The 21,423-nt window shown below is 34.0% G+C and carries 25 protein-coding genes; all 25 read right to left on the bottom strand.

The genetic code is table 11. From position 1 onward, the window contains the following. Positions 1-28: 28 nt before the first annotated feature. Positions 29-283, bottom strand: coding sequence for a hypothetical protein (locus L3V77_RS25070; protein WP_342752053.1), 255 nt, complete (start codon positions 281-283; stop codon positions 29-31). Positions 284-290: 7 nt separating this feature from the next. Next, positions 291-638 carry a hypothetical protein gene (locus L3V77_RS25065; RefSeq protein WP_342752052.1) on the bottom strand — a complete coding sequence of 116 codons (348 nt, stop codon included), beginning with the start codon at positions 636-638 and terminating at the stop codon, positions 291-293. A 182-nt stretch (positions 639-820) separates the two neighbouring features. After that, entirely contained in the window at positions 821-1,150 is a 330-nt protein-coding gene (locus L3V77_RS25060; protein WP_342752051.1) for a hypothetical protein, read from the bottom strand. Further along, positions 1,141-1,350, bottom strand: a complete 210-nt coding sequence (locus L3V77_RS25055; protein ID WP_342752050.1) for a hypothetical protein — start codon at positions 1,348-1,350, stop codon at positions 1,141-1,143. The genes L3V77_RS25060 and L3V77_RS25055 overlap by 10 nt, the downstream gene beginning before the upstream one ends. A gap of 8 nt (positions 1,351-1,358) precedes the next feature. Further along, positions 1,359-2,771 carry a mannose-1-phosphate guanylyltransferase/mannose-6-phosphate isomerase gene (locus tag L3V77_RS01065; RefSeq protein ID WP_275135378.1) on the bottom strand — a complete coding sequence of 471 codons (1,413 nt, stop codon included), beginning with the start codon at positions 2,769-2,771 and terminating at the stop codon, positions 1,359-1,361. Between the two features lie 117 nt (positions 2,772-2,888). Next, positions 2,889-3,998: a glycosyltransferase gene (locus L3V77_RS01060; RefSeq protein WP_275135377.1), complete on the bottom strand. Its 1,110-nt coding sequence runs from the start codon at positions 3,996-3,998 to the stop codon at positions 2,889-2,891. A gap of 444 nt (positions 3,999-4,442) precedes the next feature. Continuing rightward, positions 4,443-5,246: a glycosyltransferase gene (locus L3V77_RS01055; RefSeq protein ID WP_275135376.1), complete on the bottom strand. Its 804-nt coding sequence runs from the start codon at positions 5,244-5,246 to the stop codon at positions 4,443-4,445. Positions 5,247-6,638: 1,392 nt separating this feature from the next. Continuing rightward, on the bottom strand, positions 6,639-7,445 hold the full coding sequence (locus L3V77_RS01050; RefSeq protein WP_275135375.1) for a glycosyltransferase: 807 nt from the start codon (positions 7,443-7,445) through the stop codon (positions 6,639-6,641). Next, positions 7,442-8,572, bottom strand: a complete 1,131-nt coding sequence (locus L3V77_RS01045) for a glycosyltransferase (RefSeq protein WP_275135374.1) — start codon at positions 8,570-8,572, stop codon at positions 7,442-7,444. The genes L3V77_RS01050 and L3V77_RS01045 overlap by 4 nt, the downstream gene beginning before the upstream one ends. Before the next feature lie 72 nt (positions 8,573-8,644). After that, positions 8,645-9,331 (bottom strand): class I SAM-dependent methyltransferase, encoded by a 687-nt coding sequence (locus tag L3V77_RS01040; RefSeq protein WP_275135373.1) that lies wholly within the window; start codon positions 9,329-9,331, stop codon positions 8,645-8,647. Positions 9,332-9,391: 60 nt separating this feature from the next. Then, positions 9,392-10,414 carry a glycosyltransferase gene (locus L3V77_RS01035; protein WP_275135372.1) on the bottom strand — a complete coding sequence of 341 codons (1,023 nt, stop codon included), beginning with the start codon at positions 10,412-10,414 and terminating at the stop codon, positions 9,392-9,394. Continuing rightward, a complete protein-coding gene (locus L3V77_RS01030) occupies positions 10,411-11,427 on the bottom strand; it encodes a glycosyltransferase family 4 protein (RefSeq protein ID WP_275135371.1) in 1,017 nt (338 codons plus the stop codon). The genes L3V77_RS01035 and L3V77_RS01030 overlap by 4 nt, the downstream gene beginning before the upstream one ends. Positions 11,428-11,452: 25 nt before the next feature. Beyond that, positions 11,453-12,349 carry a GDP-mannose 4,6-dehydratase gene (locus tag L3V77_RS01025; protein ID WP_275135370.1) on the bottom strand — a complete coding sequence of 299 codons (897 nt, stop codon included), beginning with the start codon at positions 12,347-12,349 and terminating at the stop codon, positions 11,453-11,455. Beyond that, on the bottom strand, positions 12,333-13,367 hold the full coding sequence (gene gmd, locus L3V77_RS01020) for a GDP-mannose 4,6-dehydratase (protein WP_275135369.1): 1,035 nt from the start codon (positions 13,365-13,367) through the stop codon (positions 12,333-12,335). Before gmd ends, L3V77_RS01025 begins: the two co-directional genes overlap by 17 nt. After that, positions 13,367-14,026, bottom strand: a complete 660-nt coding sequence (locus L3V77_RS01015; RefSeq protein ID WP_275135368.1) for a class I SAM-dependent methyltransferase — start codon at positions 14,024-14,026, stop codon at positions 13,367-13,369. Before L3V77_RS01015 ends, gmd begins: the two co-directional genes overlap by 1 nt. Positions 14,027-14,037: 11 nt before the next feature. Continuing rightward, complete coding sequence (locus L3V77_RS01010; RefSeq protein WP_275135367.1) at positions 14,038-15,207, bottom strand: oligosaccharide flippase family protein; 1,170 nt, start codon at positions 15,205-15,207, stop codon at positions 14,038-14,040. Next, a complete protein-coding gene (locus L3V77_RS01005; RefSeq protein ID WP_275135366.1) occupies positions 15,207-16,025 on the bottom strand; it encodes a glycosyltransferase in 819 nt (272 codons plus the stop codon). The genes L3V77_RS01010 and L3V77_RS01005 overlap by 1 nt, the downstream gene beginning before the upstream one ends. Further along, positions 16,015-16,551, bottom strand: coding sequence for a GNAT family protein (locus L3V77_RS01000; RefSeq protein WP_275135365.1), 537 nt, complete (start codon positions 16,549-16,551; stop codon positions 16,015-16,017). Before L3V77_RS01000 ends, L3V77_RS01005 begins: the two co-directional genes overlap by 11 nt. A 104-nt stretch (positions 16,552-16,655) precedes the next feature. Continuing rightward, a complete protein-coding gene (locus L3V77_RS00995; protein ID WP_275135364.1) occupies positions 16,656-16,964 on the bottom strand; it encodes a hypothetical protein in 309 nt (102 codons plus the stop codon). 11 nt (positions 16,965-16,975) lie between these two features. Continuing rightward, positions 16,976-17,221: a hypothetical protein gene (locus L3V77_RS00990; RefSeq protein ID WP_275135363.1), complete on the bottom strand. Its 246-nt coding sequence runs from the start codon at positions 17,219-17,221 to the stop codon at positions 16,976-16,978. Then, positions 17,203-17,379 carry a hypothetical protein gene (locus L3V77_RS00985; RefSeq protein WP_275136807.1) on the bottom strand — a complete coding sequence of 59 codons (177 nt, stop codon included), beginning with the start codon at positions 17,377-17,379 and terminating at the stop codon, positions 17,203-17,205. Before L3V77_RS00985 ends, L3V77_RS00990 begins: the two co-directional genes overlap by 19 nt. Positions 17,380-17,737: 358 nt before the next feature. Beyond that, complete coding sequence (locus tag L3V77_RS00980) at positions 17,738-18,853, bottom strand: DegT/DnrJ/EryC1/StrS family aminotransferase (RefSeq protein WP_275135362.1); 1,116 nt, start codon at positions 18,851-18,853, stop codon at positions 17,738-17,740. Between the two features lie 2 nt (positions 18,854-18,855). Beyond that, a complete protein-coding gene (gene rfbC / locus L3V77_RS00975) occupies positions 18,856-19,437 on the bottom strand; it encodes a dTDP-4-dehydrorhamnose 3,5-epimerase (protein ID WP_275135361.1) in 582 nt (193 codons plus the stop codon). A gap of 4 nt (positions 19,438-19,441) precedes the next feature. Next, positions 19,442-20,308, bottom strand: coding sequence for a glucose-1-phosphate thymidylyltransferase RfbA (rfbA, locus tag L3V77_RS00970; RefSeq protein ID WP_275135360.1), 867 nt, complete (start codon positions 20,306-20,308; stop codon positions 19,442-19,444). Beyond that, positions 20,305-21,393, bottom strand: a complete 1,089-nt coding sequence (gene rfbB, locus L3V77_RS00965; RefSeq protein ID WP_275135359.1) for a dTDP-glucose 4,6-dehydratase — start codon at positions 21,391-21,393, stop codon at positions 20,305-20,307. Before rfbB ends, rfbA begins: the two co-directional genes overlap by 4 nt. Between the last annotated feature and the right edge of the window lie 30 nt (positions 21,394-21,423).

The following is a 21,423-nucleotide window of genomic DNA, read 5'->3' as shown; positions in this document are numbered from 1 at the left end:
TGACCATGCCTGCTAAATTTTCGATATTCTATCTAAGCTTGATTTTACAAGATTTACTACGATCGGTTAACAATATACGAAGTCCATCTGTACTATCAATACCTTCCACAATTATATGTTCAAAGCCTAATGATTCTATGAGATCCTGCGGAGATAGTTGCCCTTTTTCAATCAAAGATTGACTCTTTTCTACTGCAAAGTTTTGAATTCGATCACTATACGTATAACGTTGTGGTAAGTCGTTCACCAACTCTGAAATGGAACTATTTTGTGCAGCCATCATAGCATAGCTACTGGAAGTACAGCATCTCGTGTTGGTACGCTTTTAATGGGCTCCCGTTAACTTCAACATCACTACCTAACAGATAACCGCCATTAGCCTCAAAAACGGCAATTGTACGATACTCTTCTGCAAGATTAGAAAACTCTGCAATAACGTATGGTGAGCCAAATTTTGTTCTTTCCACATAAGAAAAGCGTTCACATAGTTCAATAACGGTATTACAACTAACAGGAACAGCTAATACTTCAATTTTTAATGCATCAGAGGTTAATAATTCAAGAATATCACCACGTATCCAGTTGCCATTCTCGTCTGAAACTAACGGGCGATCTCCATCATCATTAGTTGAAAACACTAAATCAAGGTTATACTCATTAGGCCAATTAATGGCTTTTAATGTATCAGCTTCAGAAACCGCTTCCGTATCAATAGGAAAAAACTGATCGCTACATTCTAAGCTGATGACTTCAGCTCCAAATTATTCAAAGATTCTATAGAACAAATCACGACCAGCACTAGAGTGCTCATAGATACTAGTTAGCCAACTGGTAAATCGAATAGTGATGTATAGCATGTAATATAATTTTCTGCTGCCTGATGGTTTACTGTCAGCTCTGACAACTCTGTAACGGCAACAAATTCAACTGCTCCGTTTAATATAATCCCCTCATCAGCTTTGCTAATTTCACCATCAGGACGATAGAACTTCAAACTGTTTCTATCAAATGGAATATGGCTTCCTGTGACCATAATAATAATAGCGGGAATTTCTTTTTCTTTTGCTATATAAGCTAATGCTGGTGTGGGCACAACACCATAATAGATAACTTCGATACCAAACTGTGATAATATAATAGCTAAGCACAAACTTGTGCCATTGTATAACTGCTAGGGCGATTATCGATTGCTAGGGCAACTTTTGAGAACGTAAAGTTTGAGTTAATTGCGGCGATAAAAGCTGTACATTCATTTGCCGTAAACTGAGTGACTAAGCCTCTAGTGCCACTTGTAGCAAAAGTAACACCGTTATCTTTAATAACGGTTGAAGTAACTAAATTAATCGACATACCTTTCCTTAATTTCTGCCGTATCGGTCTTCAAAACGGACAATATCATCTTCGCCAAGATAGCTACCTGTTTGTACTTCTATCATTTCTAATGGTATCTTCCCAGGATTCTCTAGAGCATGAACAGTACCTAATGGTATATAAATCGATTCATTTTCTGTCACTATCGTTGTTTCATCACCATTTAATACACTTGCTGTACCTGATACTACGACCCAGTGCTCTGAGCGATGGAAATGTTTCTGAATCGAAAGCTTTTCACCCGGCTTTACGGTTATTCGTTTAACTTGGTCTCTAGCACCAAAATCTATCGAGTCATACTTACCCCAAGGCCGATAAACCTCTCTATGCAGCTTTTGCTCTGTTCGTCCCGCTTCTTTCAGCTTAGTGACCACTCTTTTAACGTCTTGTACTTTATCTTTATTAGCAACTAAAATGGCGTCTTTTGTTTCAATCACGACTAAATTATCAACACCAACAATCGAAACAAGTTTGTGTTCTGCAAAGATGTAATTATTTGTTGAATCAATAGTAATAACATCCCCTCTAATTGCATTCTTATTTTTATCTTTTTCTGAAATGTCCCATAAAGCAGAGAATGAACCTACATCACTCCACCCCGCATCCATTGGTACCACAACTGCTGAATCCGTTCTTTCCATTACAGCATAATCAACAGACTTATCAGGACACACTTTAAAAACTTCCGAATCTATGCGTATAAATTCAATATCTTGTGACGATATTGCGATTACTTTCTTACATATTTCAAGGATTTCTGGTTCATATTTAGCCAACTCCTCAAGATAACGACTTGCCTTAAACAAAAACATACCGCTATTCCAGTAATATTCATTTGTTGCTAAGTATTGTTCTGCTGTTGCTAAATCAGGCTTTTCAACAAATTCACTTACCAAAAACGCATCACCTTGCTTTTTACCTGATTTAATATAACCATAACCAGTTTCTGGTGAATTTGGTACGATACCAAATGCAACTAACTTACCATCATTTGTAGAATTCTGAGCTTTTACAATTGAATTTACAAAAGCAGCTTCATTCTCAATTACATGATCAGCAGCTAATACCAATAACAGCGGATCATCTCTATTATCTGAATTACTTAACGCTTGCAGCGCTGCGAGAGCAATTGCTGGTGCAGTATTTCTACCTACGGGTTCTAAAATAATACCACCATGTTCAAAACCACCTAAGCGCATCTGTTCTGCAGCAATAAAACGATGCTCTTCATTACAAACAAGAATTGGATTTTTGTGCTCTATACCTGCAAGTCGTGAAACTGTCTGCTGTAGCATAGACATATCGCCGGTAACACTTAAAAATTGTTTTGGATAAAGCTCACGAGACAGAGGCCATAAACGGGAGCCTGTGCCCCCTGCTATTATTACAGGAGTAATCATATTAAAATTCCAAATATTTCTTTAAGGCAAGTTAATAACCGTGAATGGTTTTACATTTTTAGAATATGCTCGCCAATAAATCAATTCTACACATCACCATCAGTGAATCAATGCTATTTATTTTCGAGCAAGGAGGGTCCCATAGAGCTCCTGATAACTACCTGTCATTTTTTTATAGGAGAACAATGATAAAGCCCTAGCTTTGGCATTTACACTGTATTCCTGATATCTCTCATCCCCTTCCATATCTGACATTGCTTTTGCCAACGCTCGAGAGTCAGCAGGAGCTATAACGTATCCAGTCGACAAATGCTCGTTTACAAACGATGTGCCCGTTGATATATCACAAGATATAATAGGTTTTCCGTGATATAACGCTTCTATAAGTGATACTCCAAAAGCTTCTGTTCTTACAAAAGAAGGAAAAACAAAACACTTGGACAATGACAGTAATGCATTCTTTTCCTTCTCGGAAACAAAACCTAAAAAAATAACATTCGTCAGATGGTTAGCTTCCGTATATTCCTTAAGCCGTATCTCTTCAGGGCCCTTACCCGCAATAACCACTTGATGTCCGGTCATTTTTGCAGCTTCTAGCAAGTACTGTAACCCCTTATAATAACGAAGAACCCCGACAAACAAGAAAAAGCCACTACCAACTTTATCTCTCATTTCCACCTTAACTTCAGCGTCAACAGCATCATATTCAGAAAAATCAACACCAAGCGGGATAACCGAACATTTGCTCTTGTAATTAGCTAACGTTTCACTCGATTCTAGATAGTTTTTGCTGGTTGGCACCAGTGCATCAGCTCTATTTAAAAAGTACTTTTCTAGCGGACTATAAACTGACTTTAGGAGCTTTTGTCTAATTATATCTGAATGATAAGTAACCACTATTGGTTTGTTCGAGTTTATCAATGGAACGAGCAAATCACCAGATGGCCAAGGATAATGAAAGTTAACCACATCTGCCCATTCAAAATGAGACTTGATATTACAAAACATCGAAAATGAAAAACAATTGGACTTAATAGAGAAATCCCTCTGGAAGAAAATAACTTCTGCTCCCTGATAGTGGATCGTTTTATTTTTATCAGAGAGAGCTAGTATCCGTACGCTCTGACCAAGTTCAACAAGCCCCTTAGATAAACTCTTGATGACTTGCTCGATGCCGCCCTGTGTTTCTGGGTAACATGTTCTGTAAATGTGTAAGATATTAGTCATTTATTAACTTTCTCTATTTGAATTGATGTATGAACAACGGCAAATACATGATTTTCTACAGCGTAACCGCTTTTCTGTTTACTCGTCACTCTGCAGTTACTTCATTTAAGCCAAACTTCCACTTTGAATACTTTTTGTTCACTAAAAAAACAAATCGCTAATGTACCTAGGCCAATTTTTACCGACATCTTTAACAGTATTTAGAGTTCACTTCTAGTATTTAGATTCTGATTTATGGATTTAATGCCCTCCTATCCTGTACCAACGATCTGAATGAGCAGAGCTATCAGCATCGAATTATACAGAGCTAAGCTAACTTAGAGCATGCAGCAACACCAAGCCATTATCACCGTCCATACGATTCAAGCCTGTAACAACACTTGCTGGTTACCTCACTTTATAAACGGTAAGCGTTTCAGTTCAATGCCAATAACTTTATATTGACTAGAATTTGAATAACCCACTTAAAAAACCCTTAAAGAATACATATCTTTTCCTTCTAAAGGTAAACAAAAATATAACTCTTAAAACTAAATCCAAAATGAATTTTAAATATAATTTATAGTTCCCGCAATCAAAAAATTTACTATACAACGCCCCGCTTCCTCTAGCATAACGCTCTACCTTTGGAAGTGAATGCATTGCTCTTTCATGATAAACATTGTAACACTCCATATAAACTATTCGAATTTCGTTCAATAAGACTCTTAAAATTAAGTCACTCTCTTCTGAGGATCCAAAGTAAGTTCCCGAACCTAGCCTTTCATCAAAATATCCAAACGTTTCAAAAACATTTTTATTAATAATCAACGCAATACTACAAACTCTATTGTAATTCCAAATATCGAGGTCTTTATCCCTAACAAAATGCTTCACGTAGTATTCTTCGGTATCATACACTTTAGCATTTCCGTAATACATTAAAACATTCTTATCTAAATTCCCTACTAATTTTTTTATGGTGTCTGCCTTTATATAAACATCATCATCAAGTAGTAAAATCCAACTGCCTAAAGACACTTTTATACCTTTATTTCTTGCGGCAGAAATACCGACTTCGTCGTTAATTACTATTCTTAGCTTTTTTTCCTCTGAGAATAAATTTTGGATGGTTTTTATCTTCTCTGCCGGTGTACTCTGGAGCACAAGAATTAACTCAAAATCACCATGATTAATAAAAATAGATTCAAGGGTACTTGTTATTTTTATTACATCTGGATCTAGTGACGGCATAATTATTGAAATCAAAAAACTTCCCTCGCCTTAATAATAGTACAACTCAAGAAATCACCTCTGCTCTTTCGTTCCAAATGGCTAACAAGCAATAAAGGAAGAAGGAAATATACTGAAAACATCCCATTATGTAAATTGTAGTTAACAAATGAGGCAAGGAAAACCAAATTTATAAATGAGAAATCTTTACTTCTATAGATATATATCAAAGATCGAACAGTAGGTATCAGAATCACCATGAAAAGTAAAAAACCGAATTCATATAACTTTTGAATAAATATATTGTGTGGTAATAAGTATCCATCTCGACGAAGAATTTCATGATCGTATGAGATCCGCCCATACTCATAAGTGGCTAAAAAATCGGGGATATTCACAGACAATAGTTCCGTACTACCAATCCCATGTCCAAATAGGAAATCGAGAAAATCAGTACTATAGACCAAATCTTCACCAATCATTCTCCAAACCAGAAATTTTGTACCTGTCGACTTTCCGAGGTCCGAAAGTGAAAAATCGAATAATGTAATGACTAAGCACAGCAAGAAAAATAGTAAAAGCCTCGTCTTATTTTTTCTAATAGCTTCGATTTTATTACAATAAAGGTTGATACAATAAAGTGTAATACCAAGTCCAACGGCAGAAGATGACAAGATTATCAGTGGAAAAACAAAAATGAAATTAAATTTAATTACTCCACTTTTGTACTTGTCATTTGTAAACATGAATAGAAAATAACTCAGTAACAAAGTACTTAAGGGGAAACGAAATGCAGTATCAAATAATCCGATAGGTCTATTCACCAACACACCAAATATCCAACTAGACGCTATTGTTGAGCCTGATCTAATATAAACCCCAGGGAAAAATAATTGTATATAAGCCAATGACAAATTAAATATAAATATAAAGCATAACAGCAAGAAAAATAAATCATGAGTTTTTGGGTTCAGGCTGACCCATTCATTTTTAATAATACCGAATAGAATATAAGAAATTAATACTCCACATCCTATGCTGTAATAGGAGTCAAAAAGATCTATAGTTTCTGATTCATTTATAAATGTAAATAAAACATTTAAAATAGTGAGTATTAGTATAAAAAAACAAGTAGTGTTGATTTTTTTATTTTTCAATACAAAATAAAGTGACAATAGGACAGATAAAAAAAGATCAAGCCTGCCAAGAGAATCGTACCCTAACTCATGGAAATTAATAATAAAAAAGGGCCCAAGAAACCAATTCCAAATATAGAATAGTAGAATGTATCTTTCATCATTAATGTAAAACGTATATATTAAAAGCGAAAGACCCATCAATGAAGAACAAGCTCCCAATATGGACATATTGGATACAAAAACATTAGCTAACAAACTAAAAATCAATAGCAGAAAAAAAAGTATAATTTTATTTTTTAATATATTTAAACGCATCATCCCCTCCAAAATTGAAAGAAATCAAAGCTAATATTTTTATTATTTTGAATGGAAAACCATTAAACCTAGATAGTAACTTAAAGCACCTGTCAGTACCAAAATGTTCAATCAACGATTGCGAAACACATTGGTTCTGCTCCTTCTTCTTTCTATTGCTTATATTCGACTCTACATCATTAATAATGTAGAGTGGCTCAGCGACATATCCAATACTAACTTTATGTTTAATACATTCCAAAATAAATTTAAAATCTTGAGCGTAAGTAAATTGCTCGTTGTACCCGATTTTTTTAAAGATACTTGTTTTACCAAAAAATGTACCATGAATGAACATGTTACCCGCTTTAAATGAATCCACCTTACGAAAATTCAACATAAAGGGATTCGGAACTGACTTCGTATTCTTTATTGCCCTAGATGTAACAAGATCCAAGTTATACTCTTTAATATAAGACATTTGTACTGCTAAACGGGAACTTAAACTTTCATCATCAGCATCCTGTCTAGCGATGTACTTGCCCTTTGAATACGAAATAGCTTTATTTAGTGACCTTGTCAGACCTATATTATCCTGGTCAATTAATACTATTCTATCATCGATTTTCATATATTTTTTAATAATGGATAAACTGCTATCTGAAGATCCGTCATTTACAATTACAAATTCAATATTAACATATGTTTGTTCTAAAATCGATTCTATTGCAGCGGCCAAATAATCTTCACCATTGTAAACAGACATAACAACAGAAACCAAAGGAGTATATTTTGTATTCATAAATTATTAATTATTTCTAGGTCTAAATAAACCGTGTGCTCTAAAGAATAAAACCTCTCAATTTTCCATACCGCTTTAATTGAAAGAATTTTTGTATTTTCATCGCCAAGCCTGTGAAGCTTGTTTGATATGGCGGTTGCGCAAACGTCATCACATAAAAGTCCGTCAACTTGGTCTTCAATGACCTCATTTATACCAGGAACATTAGTGCCTATACAAACACAACCACAAGCCATAGCTTCTAATAATGTCTTAGGCATTCCCTCAAAAAAAGAAGGGAGGATGTAATATTGATAACGGTTATATATACTAGCTAGTTGCGAATTTCCCACAACTCCCATAAAGTTAACTTTCGCATTCATTTCCTTTGCGAAACTCATAAGTTCTTGTTCTAAATTCCCCGTCCCATATATATCCAGTGTTAAGCTTGTTTTTCCAACAGCTTCTATAAGACTATGTAAGTTTTTCTCTCGATTCAATCTCCCAACAAATAGGATTCTATCATTATATCGTTCAAGAAGAAGGGGCTTGAATGTTTCTATATCAACAAAGTTTTTTATAACCTTTATTTTATTTTGCTCCAGATATCTATTATCCAATAAATATTTTTTATTATGTTGACTTGCTACTATCGCTATATCACAATGCTTATATGAGAGCCTCTCTATAAACCGATACCACTTTAGCCTTAAACTATTCCTGTTTTTACTACTTTCAAGTTGACTAGGCGTATACCCTGTTCTTACTATTAGTTTCCTTCTAAAAAACACATGAGCAATAACCCCAGTCCAAGAACCATCCATTTGGTTTGTTTTTATAATTACACTTCTCTGTATCCTTTTCCGATAATAAAAGGGTAATATAACGCTATATAAATAGCTACCAATCCTCGAGTTAGCAAACACTTTTGGCATCTCATAAACTTCGATGAGTCTATGTAACTCATTCTTCTCCTTTAATTCTTCAGCTATCTTTTCATCGCGACTTCCGTAAGTAAACCAATATACTCGGTCCAAGTTCCCCTGTTCCAAATGTTTTTCATAGATAAGTTTTTCACGATAAAACAGGCCTTGCTTAACCCATAACTCAAGTGAAATGCCACGTGTAAAGAAAAGAGATAAGATCATAAATTAATTTCTAAATATATAAAGTTTAATAATGGATGTTTTCTAAAAGGTTCTAATGTACTGTGTAGAGTTTCATTTAACTTCACAGACGGCATATAATTCACCAAATTTTATATCATGTTTAATAACTTTAATTCCCGACCTCTCCAATTCATTCACAAAATCTATATATGTGAACTCCGTAAAATGCGTTTTATCAAGCCTGTATTCTACACTCAGTTCTTTCTTATAAATGGTCAGCCATTCTCTATCAATCATGGGAACACGAATCAATAACCTTTTCTTATCATTCCAGTTTATTTGTTTTATTAATTTCTGTAAAAAATCCACTCTATGTTCAATATGTTCAAGAACATTTGATAAAGTGACACAATCGATAGCCCTTAACTTTGTGTAGTCATATTTCGTAGCATCAGCCAAAATAAATTCAATATTTTTTTGTTGCCTTTTCCTTTTAGCTTCCAAGATATGACTCTCTTCCATCTCTATTCCATACACGAAATCGGCCTTAGTACTCATAACCTCTGGCATCATTCCGGTGTTACATCCTACATCCAAAACTACCCAGCTATCTTCCACATGGTCTAAAAACCATTCTTTATATTTCATTATTCGGTGCTTGGGATGGACACCATCATTTAAATTTATTGCGATAATACTAGATAAGCTATATGCTTTCGAGTGTAAGTTTAAGATCAATTTCTGCAAGAAGCTGGCTACAACTTTATTTTTTAGTAATGACATTATTAACTTATTCATGCTTATGGTCCACTAAGATTATATTTTCCGGATTGTCGAAGTTATTAATAAAACTCAAACTTAATTCTTGCGATGAGACGTGAATTTTTCACTCAATTTCCATATTGAAAGTGAAGCAAGCAAGAATATATGATCATAAATCCCAAATTTCTTACTTTGATAATTCCCATATTTTTTTTCTAAATAAATCATTTCCAAAAAACTTGAATATTTTTCACCAACAACATCAATATCTGGTATGTCAATATTATTCTGATACACCGAATAATTACTCACTATTTTCTCCAAAAGAATGAGAATATCCTCTTTATTGTCAAATAGCTCTCCTCCACTTGATATAATCTCAGTATGACCACCTTCGTTAAGCCCTATGCAAGGTAGCCCGCAATGTAAAGCTTCTATTAGCGAATTTGAGCAAGGGTCATTTTGTGACGCAGTTATAAACAGGTCATGATTCTTTAATTCGACTGATAAATCTTCACTGTTCATTGGTTTTTTGTAGTTAATATTTTCAAATGTCACTGGACTATTACCTACAAATGTCATGTCATAAATGTCAAAGTCCAGATTTTCATCAAGCCATTTATAAACCTCAAACCCTTTTTTTATGTTTGAGGACCAACTGGTTGCTATCAGTTTTATTTTTTTATCTATCTCAAGTTTAGTAGGAGTTTTAGGGTTAAAAAAACCTGGGTTAGGGGCATTCAAAATAGTCGTTTCGAATCGATTTGATACTAATCCCATGCTCAATCCCTTTTTTTTACTCCAATTCGATTGAAATATTGAAGCGTCTGCAATAAGCTTGTTAGCATTATTAATAACAAAGTCCCTTCTGTCATTCATATTGCTATATAGTCTTATTGGTCCGTCAATTCTATGTACAAATAGTTTGTCTGGATATTTACGTTTTACTTCCATTAATTCAGTGATGAATTGATGACTGTTATATAGGATAATGTCCGCTTCAGATACTATCTCAGTATAAATATCAGCTCTAGTAAAGTAATCTCGGATTGCTTTTAAAAACTGATTTCCACCTCCAGTGGCTCCCTCTTTTAGTTCAAACAAGATATGAATTTTCATAGCAAACCCACGTAAATTTTTTCATAATATTGAGCTGCGATCTTTCCCCAATCATAATTTTTGATGGTATCAATACCATTTGAAATAAATTTATCTTGTATTTCTTTATTGTCGATTAAACAGCAAGCTTTCTCATAAATTTCATCCGTATTATCCAAGTCAATCAAAAATCCGTTTTCGCCGTTGATTATCATATCGGGTGCCATTCCCACTTTAGTGCTTATTAAAGGTACGCCACAAGCCATCGATTCTAGTATCGATTTAGGGCCTCCTTCTTCTCTAGAAGTTACCATGTATAAATCTATTTCTTGAAAGTATTCAGCAACTTTAGTTGGAACATCTAAAAAATCATGTTGATAAGGAATTTTTGAAACATCTAATCGATGTTTTACATACCCTCTTGCTGGTCCCGTAAGTAGGACGAATATATTATATCTCTCAGCTAGCCTCTCTATTACATCGCATAGTATATCAGGCCCTTTGATAAGTTTGGGATCAAGCCCTTCCCCCCACCCGTTCCCATCTTTTTGAAATGACCCTATAATCACGGTATCTTTTTGCAACTTAGCAGATTCAATTATTTTAGAATTTCCGCTATATAAGGCAGGTTTAAAGCAATCTAGATCAACGCCAAGAGGGACAACAACAACTCTTTCTTTCGGTATTCCTAACTCAACCAAGTTATTTCGAGTGTGTACCGACGCCGTATGCCAAACATCGACATGTTTTATTGCTTCGGGAATTAACTTAGTTCGTTCATCATTTGATACCACGTGGAACCAAGTTACAACAACTTGATTCGATTTATGGGGAAGCCTTATTCTGCTCTGCTCTAGAAATACTCCGATAGACCCATAATGAACAATCGAATTCCTAATTCCATAATGGGTAACCGTAAGATCAAAATTGCATATTTTATTTTTTAAACATTCGCCTATATCTCTAATAACCCAATCCGCATTCTCTGATATGTATTTTATTTTACTTCTAGAAAAATAGTTTCTTACTATCATATATATCACAATTAGACGGTGCATATTAACTCTCATACATTTTTTTAAGGGTATCTCTAAAATCTGGGTTTTCGATTGTTGATACCTTATCAAAAAGTTTATCACTAGATCCAGTTAGTGTTTCTACATCATTCTTTCTTAAAAATTTCTCATTTGTTTCTACTTTAATTTTATAGCCAGCGATTTCATTCATTATATTAATAATGTCAATAAGTTTTATCGCTTTATTTGAGCAAATATTGTAAACGTTCGATTTTTCGCCTAACTCTAGAAGTCTATTGTAGGCTTCACAAACAAAATCAATATCGTTAAATTCACGACTTATATTTAGGTTTCCAAGTTCTATTTTTCCAAATGAATTTTTGTAATGCTCGACTATTTTTGGTATCAAAAAATAATTTTTTTGACCTACCCCTGTATAATTAAACGGGCGAGTAATAATAATATTAAGTCTTGTAAAATATGTTCTTGCCATTTGCTCCATAGCAAACTTGCTAATTCCGTAATGATTCATAGGATTTGGCTGCATACTTTCATCTAGAATATCACTCGGTTGAGCTCCATAAACAGAGGCGCTACTCACTAATATTATCTTTTCAGGGCTATAGCCCTTAACCTCCAGAATTGATGATAGTATATTCTCCACGGCTAAAACATTAACGTTATAGAATAGCTCATCATTTTTATTCGCTACAAAAGATATACCGGCTAAGTTTACTATATAATTAGGTTTGGTTTTTTTTAGGACGTCTAATACATTATTTTTATCACAAATGTCACATTTAAAAACACGAGGGTCGTGCAGGGGAGAATAAGAGGTACCCAGAACTTCATGTCCCTGTTCAGAAAGATAATGTGCTAGATGATTTCCCGTAAAACCATCTATACCAAAAATCAAAACTCTTCTAGAAGCATTGCTCATTCAAATTCCTTTTCAAATCAGATTTAACCATCATGGTGCACATTTCTTCTAGAGTTGTCTTCGCCTCCCAGCCAAGCTGTTTTTTAGCTTTGGTTGAATCGCCTAGAAGAAAATCAACTTCTGCAGGCCTATAGAATTTTTCGTTGACCCTTATTATTACTTGTTTTGTTACCTTATCAATTCCTACTTCGTTTAAGCCTTCGCCCTGAAACTCGACATCAATATCCACAGCTCCAAATGCAAGTCGTACGAAATCTCTTACTGTTTCAGTTCGATTTGTTGATAATACATAAGTATCGGGCACTTTAGCTTGCAAAATTAGATACATTCCTTCAACATAATCTTTCGCAAAACCCCAATCTCGTTTGGCATCCATATTACCTAATTCTAGATGCTCTAACTTCCCCAGTTTAATTTTTGCTACTCCGTCTGTAATTTTTCTTGTTACAAATTCTAGCCCTCTAAGTGGAGATTCATGGTTAAACAAAATTCCGCTGCAAGCAAAGATTCCATAGCTTTCTCTGTAATTTATTGTCATCCAGTGTGCGTACAGCTTAGCTATACCATATGGACTTCTCGGATAAAAAGGGGTTTTTTCTGTCTGAGGGATCTCTTGCACATCTCCAAACATTTCAGAGGTGCTTGCTTGATAGAATTTAATACTAGTATCAACAATTTTTATTGCCTCCAAAAAATTTACAGCTCCCAATCCGGTGATCTGAGCAGTCGCAAGTGGTTGTATAAATGACACACCTACAAAACTTTGAGCTGCTAAGTTATAAATTTCAATAGGTTTTACATCTGATACAATTTTAATTACATTCGCTAGATCTGTTATATCACACTCAATAAGGTTTAAATTGTCATGAGTATCAATTCCTAATTCTTTTAATCTCCAAAAATTCACCGAAGAGGTTCTACGAAACAAACCATAAACAATGTAATTATTATTAATTAGAAATTCTGTTAAATATGCTCCATCTTGTCCCGTGACACCGGTTACAATAGCAGTTTTCATTAGTCTATATTTCCTTTTTTTGCTTCAATATAATATCCAGTAGTAATGGAATTAGATTTATACATGTATTTCTCATCTAGTAATAAAAATAACCTTGAAAGAACTGGCATTATAATTTTTCTTGCTAATTTATTTTTTAGAGCATTTCTATTTTTTGATATTGTATTAATTGAAAAGTATATAAAATCGTAAATAACGGAAAATACAGAACCCATAGTTTCAATTTTCACGTCTACAAAGCCTGCTTTTTCTAACTCAATTTTTATTTTTACATTCGTCCATCTTTGAAAGTCATAAGGATCTGCATGTAAAGCATACATGAACGGCATTGTAGCAACGAGTTTTCCATCTCTTCTAAGTATTCGATGGGCTTCTTTTAGGACGCTAGAGGGATTTTCTAAATGCTCTAATACCTCGGCCATTAGTACAACATCAAAGCTCTCATTGTCAACTGGGACATTCTCAGCGCTACAGCAATAATCTGGATTTGTAGTTTCGTCTATATTTAGGTATTCCCAACTCTCCACCTGACTTAATGGAGGCCGAAACTTCCCCCTTTTATTGTCTTTTTTCCCACCTAGATCTAGGACTTTCCCAAAGAAATTCGTTTTTAATAGAACCCGGTCTAAATAGTATCGCCTAAATGTTATAAAACTCATATAATTATCTTTTATAGCCTATTGAATTCTTTAGTCATGAATAAAAACCTTACAACTTCCACAATCAATATTGTAGCCACTGCACCATATATTCCATATATATTCACTAAAAATGTCACTAGCAATATTTTTAATGTGTTAGATATATTATTTATCTTGTTAAATACAGGCGTGTGGTCACTTAATGCCATGCTGCTCATTTTTACACTTTCTACAAATTTAAATATTATCGTGATTGATAACAATTGTGAAATTAAAATTGAATCTGTATATTTTACAAAAAAGTTACTAATAAAAAAATCCACCATGAAATACAGTATTATATAGAATAAAATACCAACCCCCCAAAGTATAGCTTCATTTTTTCGTATCATTGTTTTGTAATACTTAAACCCACGAGATGCCCAAGTATTTAGTGTTGGTGATAAAACTATTTTTATATTATCTTTTAACACTCTAGGGAACAACTGAGCTATAGTAAAGATAGCTAACTGACTTGTATCTAGATATCCCAAAACTAGTTTTTCAGAATAGTTTGTAAACACGGTAAAAGATGACGAGAAAGTGGTACTTATTCCGCCACTGATCAAGTATTTATAATTAATATTTGGTTTGGATTTTATAGTTAAAAGCGATTTACTATATATTATTCTAAATAAAACAATGCTCATTCCTACCGTTGTATAAATAAAAATATAATTAGGTGCATTTACTCCTATGTAAACAGAAACAACTACAACCCCAAAAAAGACTACTTTCGTTATGAGTTCTATATATCTAATAATTTTAAATTTTAACTTGGAATTTAGAATGGCACTTGTTCTATCAAACAGGTTAAAACTCGAAATCAAGAAAGCAGATAAAATAAGGTAATAATCTTCTTCGATGCAGAGCAAAATTATAAATACTACTAGTGTTAATAACATTAATGATAATGGCATTATATTTTTTAGCAAATAATATACAAATCCATCATCTTTATTGTATATCTGTTTCTGAATCACCACATCAAATCCAGATAAACCAAAAATAGAAAAGACACCAACAAAGGTGAGTAATAATTGAACTTTACCAAAGTCTTCAACAGTAAAATAATTTGATAATAAATACGTAGAAACAATACCTATTAACATACTAATAACTGAAAATAGTAAAAAGATAAAATTCTCTTTTTTTAGCATTATAATGCTTCTTTTTCAATGATATTATAGCAAATATTAATCCATTCTTTTTTTTCTTTTAGCGCTATATATTTACGTATAAATCTCGATATATATGGTATTTTAAACCACCATTTTGTGCTGTATTTTGCAACGCCACCACTGCTTCCTCTTCCAAAGTGTGATGCAATTAATTTATTGTCAAGGTAATACACTGCACAATAGACACTCCCAAATGGAGTGTCTAAAGAAATCTTTGTATTTTTCCCTTCGAATACAGTTCCAATAAAGTTATGGCTCAAATATTTACTTCGTAGTTCCCAACCTGTATCTTGAGATGGGTTGTCCTGAACATCCTTTGGCATAAAGGAAATATCTAACTCTTTAAATGTTTTAGTTTCATATAAAACAGCAAAAGCAAGCGGAAAGTCTGTCGGTTTAGAATTATGTTTGTTGGGTGCCAATGTAGTCCCAATCAATTTAATTTTTCTATTTAGTTTAGATACTAATTCCTCATCCCAGTTTTTTTTCAAGAACAGCGCATCACTATCCATCGTGACAAAGTACGGTGTGTCCACTTTTGATATCAATAGATCAATCGCCTCAGCGTGGCCAACACTACCAAACTGAGATTGCTTCCTGAAGATGACCTCAATATTATTATATTTATCAGTTATTTTAGTTAACTTTTCTATTTCTTTATCTGTAGAAAAGTTATCACAAACCAAAACCTTATACTGATTTTTGGTCAGTTTTTCAAATGAAAACAACATCAAATCTATAAAATCAGATGTTCTGTAATTTACAGTCAAAATTGTAATAATGGGATTATTTTGCACAACTCATCCTTCTAAATTCAGATGATAATAAGCTCATCATAATATAATCCAATTTCCGATTATTTCTTATTATTGCCTCTCTTTGCCTTCCTTCTTCCATGAAACCAATTTTTTTGTATAGATTTAATGCCACTACATTCGTTTCTAAAACAAACAAGTACAATCGATTCAAATTTCTATAATTAAACAAATAGTCAAAGATTAGAGCATAAGCAATTGTAGCCAATTTCTTTCCTCTAAATGCAATTCTTATATCTAGGCCAATACAAGCCTTTCTATTAATATAATCAATGTCTGTTATCCTTACTAATCCAATGCAGTCATTTTTGTTATTTGTAAATATAAAATATTCTTTTGAATTGTCTGCTTGTAGTCTTTCAAACCAACCTACCTGATCATTCATGTTGAGAGGATGTACTTGCTCTAGGTTTTTCCAAGTTGAGTTACAATTCCTTAACTCTTTTATCCAGCCTAGATCTTCACTCTCAATTGTTCTCAATCCAAAACCATCGTTATCTATAAACATATAGGCTCCCTTACATTTCTTAAAATTCAATCTAGATATTTTCATCAGGTGAAAAAGATCAGTTCTAAAAAGCTAATAACTTTGGAATTCTTGGCGTACTAACATTATATATATTGAGCTTGGCTAATACATACAGATAGCCACACGGAAACCGCAGGAACATAACCGTTACGCAAGCTTACTAGAACCTTACTTAGGTAGTTTTCGTCCATTGCGCAGTTCAACCGCTTACGTTTAATACCACCTTTAAAGATAGTTTCGCTCTTTAGTAAGTTCAAGCATACCTGTCTGATCCTTGCAAAAGCCTCTGCACGATCATCCGCTCTTATTCGTGAATTCTCTTCAAAAAATGCAGTATCAAGTGACCAATGTATCACCTCTACACCCCAGTGAGAGCGCGTAGCTTCAAGCAACGTTTGTCCCTCTAATTCTTTTGATAACGAATACTCACATATTGTTCTGTCGCGACCGAAGATTCTTGCCAAGCTGAGGCAACAATACCCATTGTTTTTAACCCCGGCCATTCATGTGTTATATCGTCCACAACCGATAAATCACGATTAACTAAAGCCATTCTTCCATGGTTTTTTTCTTGTGTTCTGTATGAGCTACCATCGAATTTTTGAAGCACATACATTCGAAAATAATCATCTAAAGCTTTTTCCAACATTCCTTGATGCCTTTCTCTTTTGAACGGTCATAAGAGTCACGCAACGTTTTACCATCAATCGCTATCACTTCACTTTCCGTGTGACAATCTTTTATCCAAGCGATAAAACATCGTTGAAACGCGATCCATATTAGGTCTATGGTTTCATTCAGAGACATTAGAAAACATGGAAAATGATCTACAATCGGATCTTTAATTTCATCAAGTTATGTTTCAATAATGGAAAGCATGCCTTCAAAAATTGACATTCATATATTATTACAGCCCTTATATATCAATGATGTTCGTACGGTTTCCCTCTATACTATTCTTTCACACTGATCACTAAATGGTATAATTTAGTCAACCTAGTAAGGGAAATAGTCTTTAAAGGGCTACTTAGACAGTAGTACTTATCATGCACTTCAGGATAATTATATACTAAATGCTATTAGAATAAGATTACTTTTCCTTTTTACTAAAGCGGTTAATATTTATTGAGTAATTCCTAATCAGGTAAATTAATTCACAATAATATTATGACAGGTGTAAGTTTGAAAACTCTTTTATTTTGGATACTATATACTCTCTATCTTCGGTAGTAATCCACCACCCAACTGGAATTGATATTTGTGTTTTGTTGAATAAATCAAGGCATGGAAGGCTACAAAGACTTTCATGAAAAGCTGTATGCTTGTCGTTTCTCTCGTGGACTCTGGATGTCATTATTTTCTGGTTTTCCATCCAAGTACTGAAAAGATCTCTTTTCTCTATGTGCATAGTATATAACCAAGATGAGGATTTCGATATAGAGGGTTTTTTTATAACAGTTACCCCTTCAACACCTTGCAACGCTTTATCATAATACTCTTGATTATCTATATGCTTACTGACAATTTCATCTATGTATTTTAATTGTTCGATACCAATTGTTGCACAAATATCGTTCATATGAAATTTATAGCCATATTCTAATATATCTTCTTCACATCTAAATTCTTTTCGTTTTGCATCCCTATCAATTCCATACCATCTTAGGAGTTTCCCTCGTTCATAATCACTTTCACTTTTACACAGCAACAACCCACCATCTATTGTCGTAAAATGCTTGATTGCTTGTAGAGAAAACATGACAAAATCAGAATGGTTACCAATTTTTTCATTGCGGTAATCAGCACCTATTGCATGAGCTCCATCTTCAATGGTTTTAATATTGTGCTCTTTTGCAATAGTATTAATAGCATCTATATCACATGGAATCCCACCAAAATGCACCATTATTATAGCCTTGGTATTTGTCGTAATTTTCTTCTTTATTTCTTCTGATGAAATTAATCCCGTAATAGGATCAATGTCAGCCCACACGATTTTTGCACCTGCAGCTAGAATAGGCATATTCGTCGCAGTACAAGTCATTGCTGTCGTTATAACTTCATCACCAGGACCAACATCCGCAAGTCTTAAAGCCAGATGAAGGCCAGATGTTCCAGAATTTAACGTTAACACTTTTTTATTACCGAAGTAGTCGCCTAGTTTATTTTCAAACTCATCAACTTTTGTACCTTGTCCAATAAAACCACTATGTAACACTTTCAATAGTGGCTCATCAACTGATGATGGCATATGTACTTTGAATAAAACTTTCTTTTCCATTATTATTCCCTTAGATTATTGGTATCTTCATCTACAAATATTTTTGGCATGTCCGACAAGATTGGTAATAATTCGTCTTTCTGTGATAAAATTAATAGTTCTTTGTTAACTTCCCAATCAATAGCTAGCTTAGGATCACTAAATAATATTCCACTTTCACTTTGCTGGTTATAATAATTATCGACTTTATAGGCGAATATAGCCTCTTCACTCAACACAACAAAGCCATGTGCGAACCCTTTAGGTATAAATAGTTGATGTTTGTCTTTTCCAGTTAATTTCACCGAAATACTTTTCCCGAATGTTGCTGAGCCTTCTCTCAAGTCGACCGCGACATCCAAAACTTCACCACTTATTACTCTAACTAATTTATTTTGTGCGTAAGGTGGCTTTTGAAAGTGCAATCCCCTTAACACACCAAACGATGATTGAGATTCATTGTCTTGACAGAAATCAATTGTATAACCAAGGAAATTATCAAGCTCTTTTTTATTAAAACTTTCGACAAAATAACCTCGCTCATCACTATAAACATAGGGTTTACAGATAAATATCCCTGCAATGTTTGTATTGACAAATTCCATTCAGTTACACCTCTATTAAGCTTAAAAGATATTGTCCATAATCATTGTTTAACATCGGCTCTGCTAGTTTTTTTATTTTTTCCTTAGTAATCCAACCATTAATTAAGGCGATTTCTTCTAAACATGCAATCTTGTAACCCTGTCTTTTTTCTATCGTTTCAACAAACATAGCTGAATCTAATAACGTTTCGTGAGTCCCTGTGTCAAGCCAAGCAAAACCTCTACCTAGTAGCTCTACATTCAATAGTCCTTCTTCCATATAAGCTTGATTGATGCTTGTTATTTCCAATTCACCCCTTGGTGATGGCTTAACCTTTTTTGCAATTTCGATAACATTATTGTCGTAAAAATATAACCCAGTCACAGCAGTATTAGATTTTGGTTTTTTAGGTTTTTCTTCAATTGAAAGCACTTTTTTATTATCATCAAATTCGACAACACCGAATCTTTGTGGGTCCTTCACTTGATAACCAAAAACTGTAGCGCCCTCTTTTTTGGAAAAAGCTTTATACAACATATCAGAGAAACGTTGTCCCCAAAAAAGGTTATCGCCCAGAACTAGGCAAACGTTATCACCACCAATAAACTCTTCACCAATTATAAACGCCTGCGCCAAACCCTCTGGACGACGTTGCACTTTGTAACGTAAATTAATTCCAAAGTCACTGCCATCACCTAAAAGTCGAATAAAACTACTCTGCTCATCTGGAGTCGTTATTATTAAAATATCTTTAATCCCAGCAAGCATTAAAACAGATAGAGGGTAATAGATCATTGGTTTGTCATAAACAGGTAAGAGCTGCTTTGAAACTCCCTTGGTTATAGGGTAGAGTCTAGTTCCAGTTCCGCCAGCCAATACAATACCTTTCATAAATTCACTCCTAAACGTACTCGTTGATATGTACCATCCTGAACTCGCTTACACCACTCACTATTCGCTAAATACCATTCAACTGTTTTTCTTAATCCAGTTTCAAATGTTTCGATCGGATACCACCCGAGTTCTCGCTCGATTTTGCTTGCATCAATGGCGTAACGTGCATCATGGCCTGGTCTATCTACTACAAACGTAATTAATTCTGAATACTGAGTAAAGGGTAATGAGAGAGAAGAGAACACCTGATTTTCTGATATTGGTATTAACTCATCAAGAATTTCACATAAGGTTTGTACAACTTCCATATTTTTCTTCTCATTATGCCCACCTATATTGTATGTTTCCCCAATTTCACCTTTTGTTACTACTTGATATAGAGCTCTAGCATGGTCTTCGACATATAACCAATCGCGAATTTGGTCACCTTTACCATATACTGGTAACGATTTACCTTCTAGAGCATTAAGAATGACTAACGGAATAAGTTTCTCAGGAAAATGATAAGGACCATAATTATTTGAGCAGTTAGTTATGATTGTAGGTAAACCATAAGTTCGCTGCCATGCTCGTACTAAGTGATCACTTGAAGCTTTGCTTGCTGAATATGGGCTACTTGGCTGGTATGAACTTGTTTCAGTAAATAACTCGGTTGTGCCTTCCAAGTCCCCATAAACTTCATCTGTTGATATATGGTGAAATCGGAAAGATATTTTTTTCTCTTTTTTAAGCCCCAACCAATATGCACGAGAAGACTCAAGTAAAGTATAAGTTCCTATAATATTTGATTGGATGAACTCCGCTGAAGAATCTATTGATCGATCCACATGAGACTCTGCCGCAAGATGCATAATAATATCAGGTTTATGCAAAGAAAATATCTTATCTAATTCAATTCGATCGCAAATATCAACTTGCTCAAAGGAGTAGCGATCACTACTTTCTATCTCTACCAACGAGTCTAGATTCCCAGCGTAAGTTAATTTGTCGACATTAATTACACTATCGTCAGTTTTATTAATTATATGTCGGATAACTGCTGAGCCAATAAATCCAGCACCTCCAGTAACTAAAACTTTCATAACAGCTCTCTTGACTGATTTCTTATTATA

The organism is Vibrio sp. DW001, assembly GCF_029016285.1.
Taxonomy (GTDB): domain Bacteria; phylum Pseudomonadota; class Gammaproteobacteria; order Enterobacterales; family Vibrionaceae; genus Vibrio.
This window is presented reverse-complemented; position numbering and strand designations above follow the sequence as displayed.

Excerpts from the sequence above, each read along its gene's own strand:
- L3V77_RS01045 (WP_275135374.1), bottom strand. The coding sequence starts at position 8,572 with ATGATCTTATCTCTTTTCTTTACACGTGGCATTTCACTTGAGTTATGG.
- L3V77_RS01025 (WP_275135370.1), bottom strand. The coding sequence starts at position 12,349 with ATGAGCAATGCTTCTAGAAGAGTTTTGATTTTTGGTATAGATGGTTTT.
- L3V77_RS01035 (WP_275135372.1), bottom strand. The coding sequence starts at position 10,414 with ATGAAAATTCATATCTTGTTTGAACTAAAAGAGGGAGCCACTGGAGGT.
- L3V77_RS01050 (WP_275135375.1), bottom strand. The coding sequence starts at position 7,445 with ATGAATACAAAATATACTCCTTTGGTTTCTGTTGTTATGTCTGTTTAC.
- L3V77_RS01040 (WP_275135373.1), bottom strand. The coding sequence starts at position 9,331 with ATGAATAAGTTAATAATGTCATTACTAAAAAATAAAGTTGTAGCCAGC.
- L3V77_RS01065 (WP_275135378.1), bottom strand. The coding sequence starts at position 2,771 with ATGATTACTCCTGTAATAATAGCAGGGGGCACAGGCTCCCGTTTATGG.
- gmd (WP_275135369.1), bottom strand. The coding sequence starts at position 13,367 with ATGAAAACTGCTATTGTAACCGGTGTCACGGGACAAGATGGAGCATAT.
- L3V77_RS01010 (WP_275135367.1), bottom strand. The coding sequence starts at position 15,207 with ATGCTAAAAAAAGAGAATTTTATCTTTTTACTATTTTCAGTTATTAGT.
- L3V77_RS01030 (WP_275135371.1), bottom strand. The coding sequence starts at position 11,427 with ATGATAGTAAGAAACTATTTTTCTAGAAGTAAAATAAAATACATATCA.
- rfbA (WP_275135360.1), bottom strand. The coding sequence starts at position 20,308 with ATGAAAGGTATTGTATTGGCTGGCGGAACTGGAACTAGACTCTACCCT.
- L3V77_RS00985 (WP_275136807.1), bottom strand. The coding sequence starts at position 17,379 with ATGTCTCTGAATGAAACCATAGACCTAATATGGATCGCGTTTCAACGA.
- L3V77_RS01000 (WP_275135365.1), bottom strand. The coding sequence starts at position 16,551 with ATGTTTATAGATAACGATGGTTTTGGATTGAGAACAATTGAGAGTGAA.
- L3V77_RS00990 (WP_275135363.1), bottom strand. The coding sequence starts at position 17,221 with ATGTTGGAAAAAGCTTTAGATGATTATTTTCGAATGTATGTGCTTCAA.
- rfbB (WP_275135359.1), bottom strand. The coding sequence starts at position 21,393 with ATGAAAGTTTTAGTTACTGGAGGTGCTGGATTTATTGGCTCAGCAGTT.
- L3V77_RS00980 (WP_275135362.1), bottom strand. The coding sequence starts at position 18,853 with ATGGAAAAGAAAGTTTTATTCAAAGTACATATGCCATCATCAGTTGAT.
- rfbC (WP_275135361.1), bottom strand. The coding sequence starts at position 19,437 with ATGGAATTTGTCAATACAAACATTGCAGGGATATTTATCTGTAAACCC.
- L3V77_RS25070 (WP_342752053.1), bottom strand. The coding sequence starts at position 283 with ATGATGGCTGCACAAAATAGTTCCATTTCAGAGTTGGTGAACGACTTA.
- L3V77_RS01015 (WP_275135368.1), bottom strand. The coding sequence starts at position 14,026 with ATGAGTTTTATAACATTTAGGCGATACTATTTAGACCGGGTTCTATTA.
- L3V77_RS25055 (WP_342752050.1), bottom strand. The coding sequence starts at position 1,350 with ATGTCGATTAATTTAGTTACTTCAACCGTTATTAAAGATAACGGTGTT.
- L3V77_RS01060 (WP_275135377.1), bottom strand. The coding sequence starts at position 3,998 with ATGACTAATATCTTACACATTTACAGAACATGTTACCCAGAAACACAG.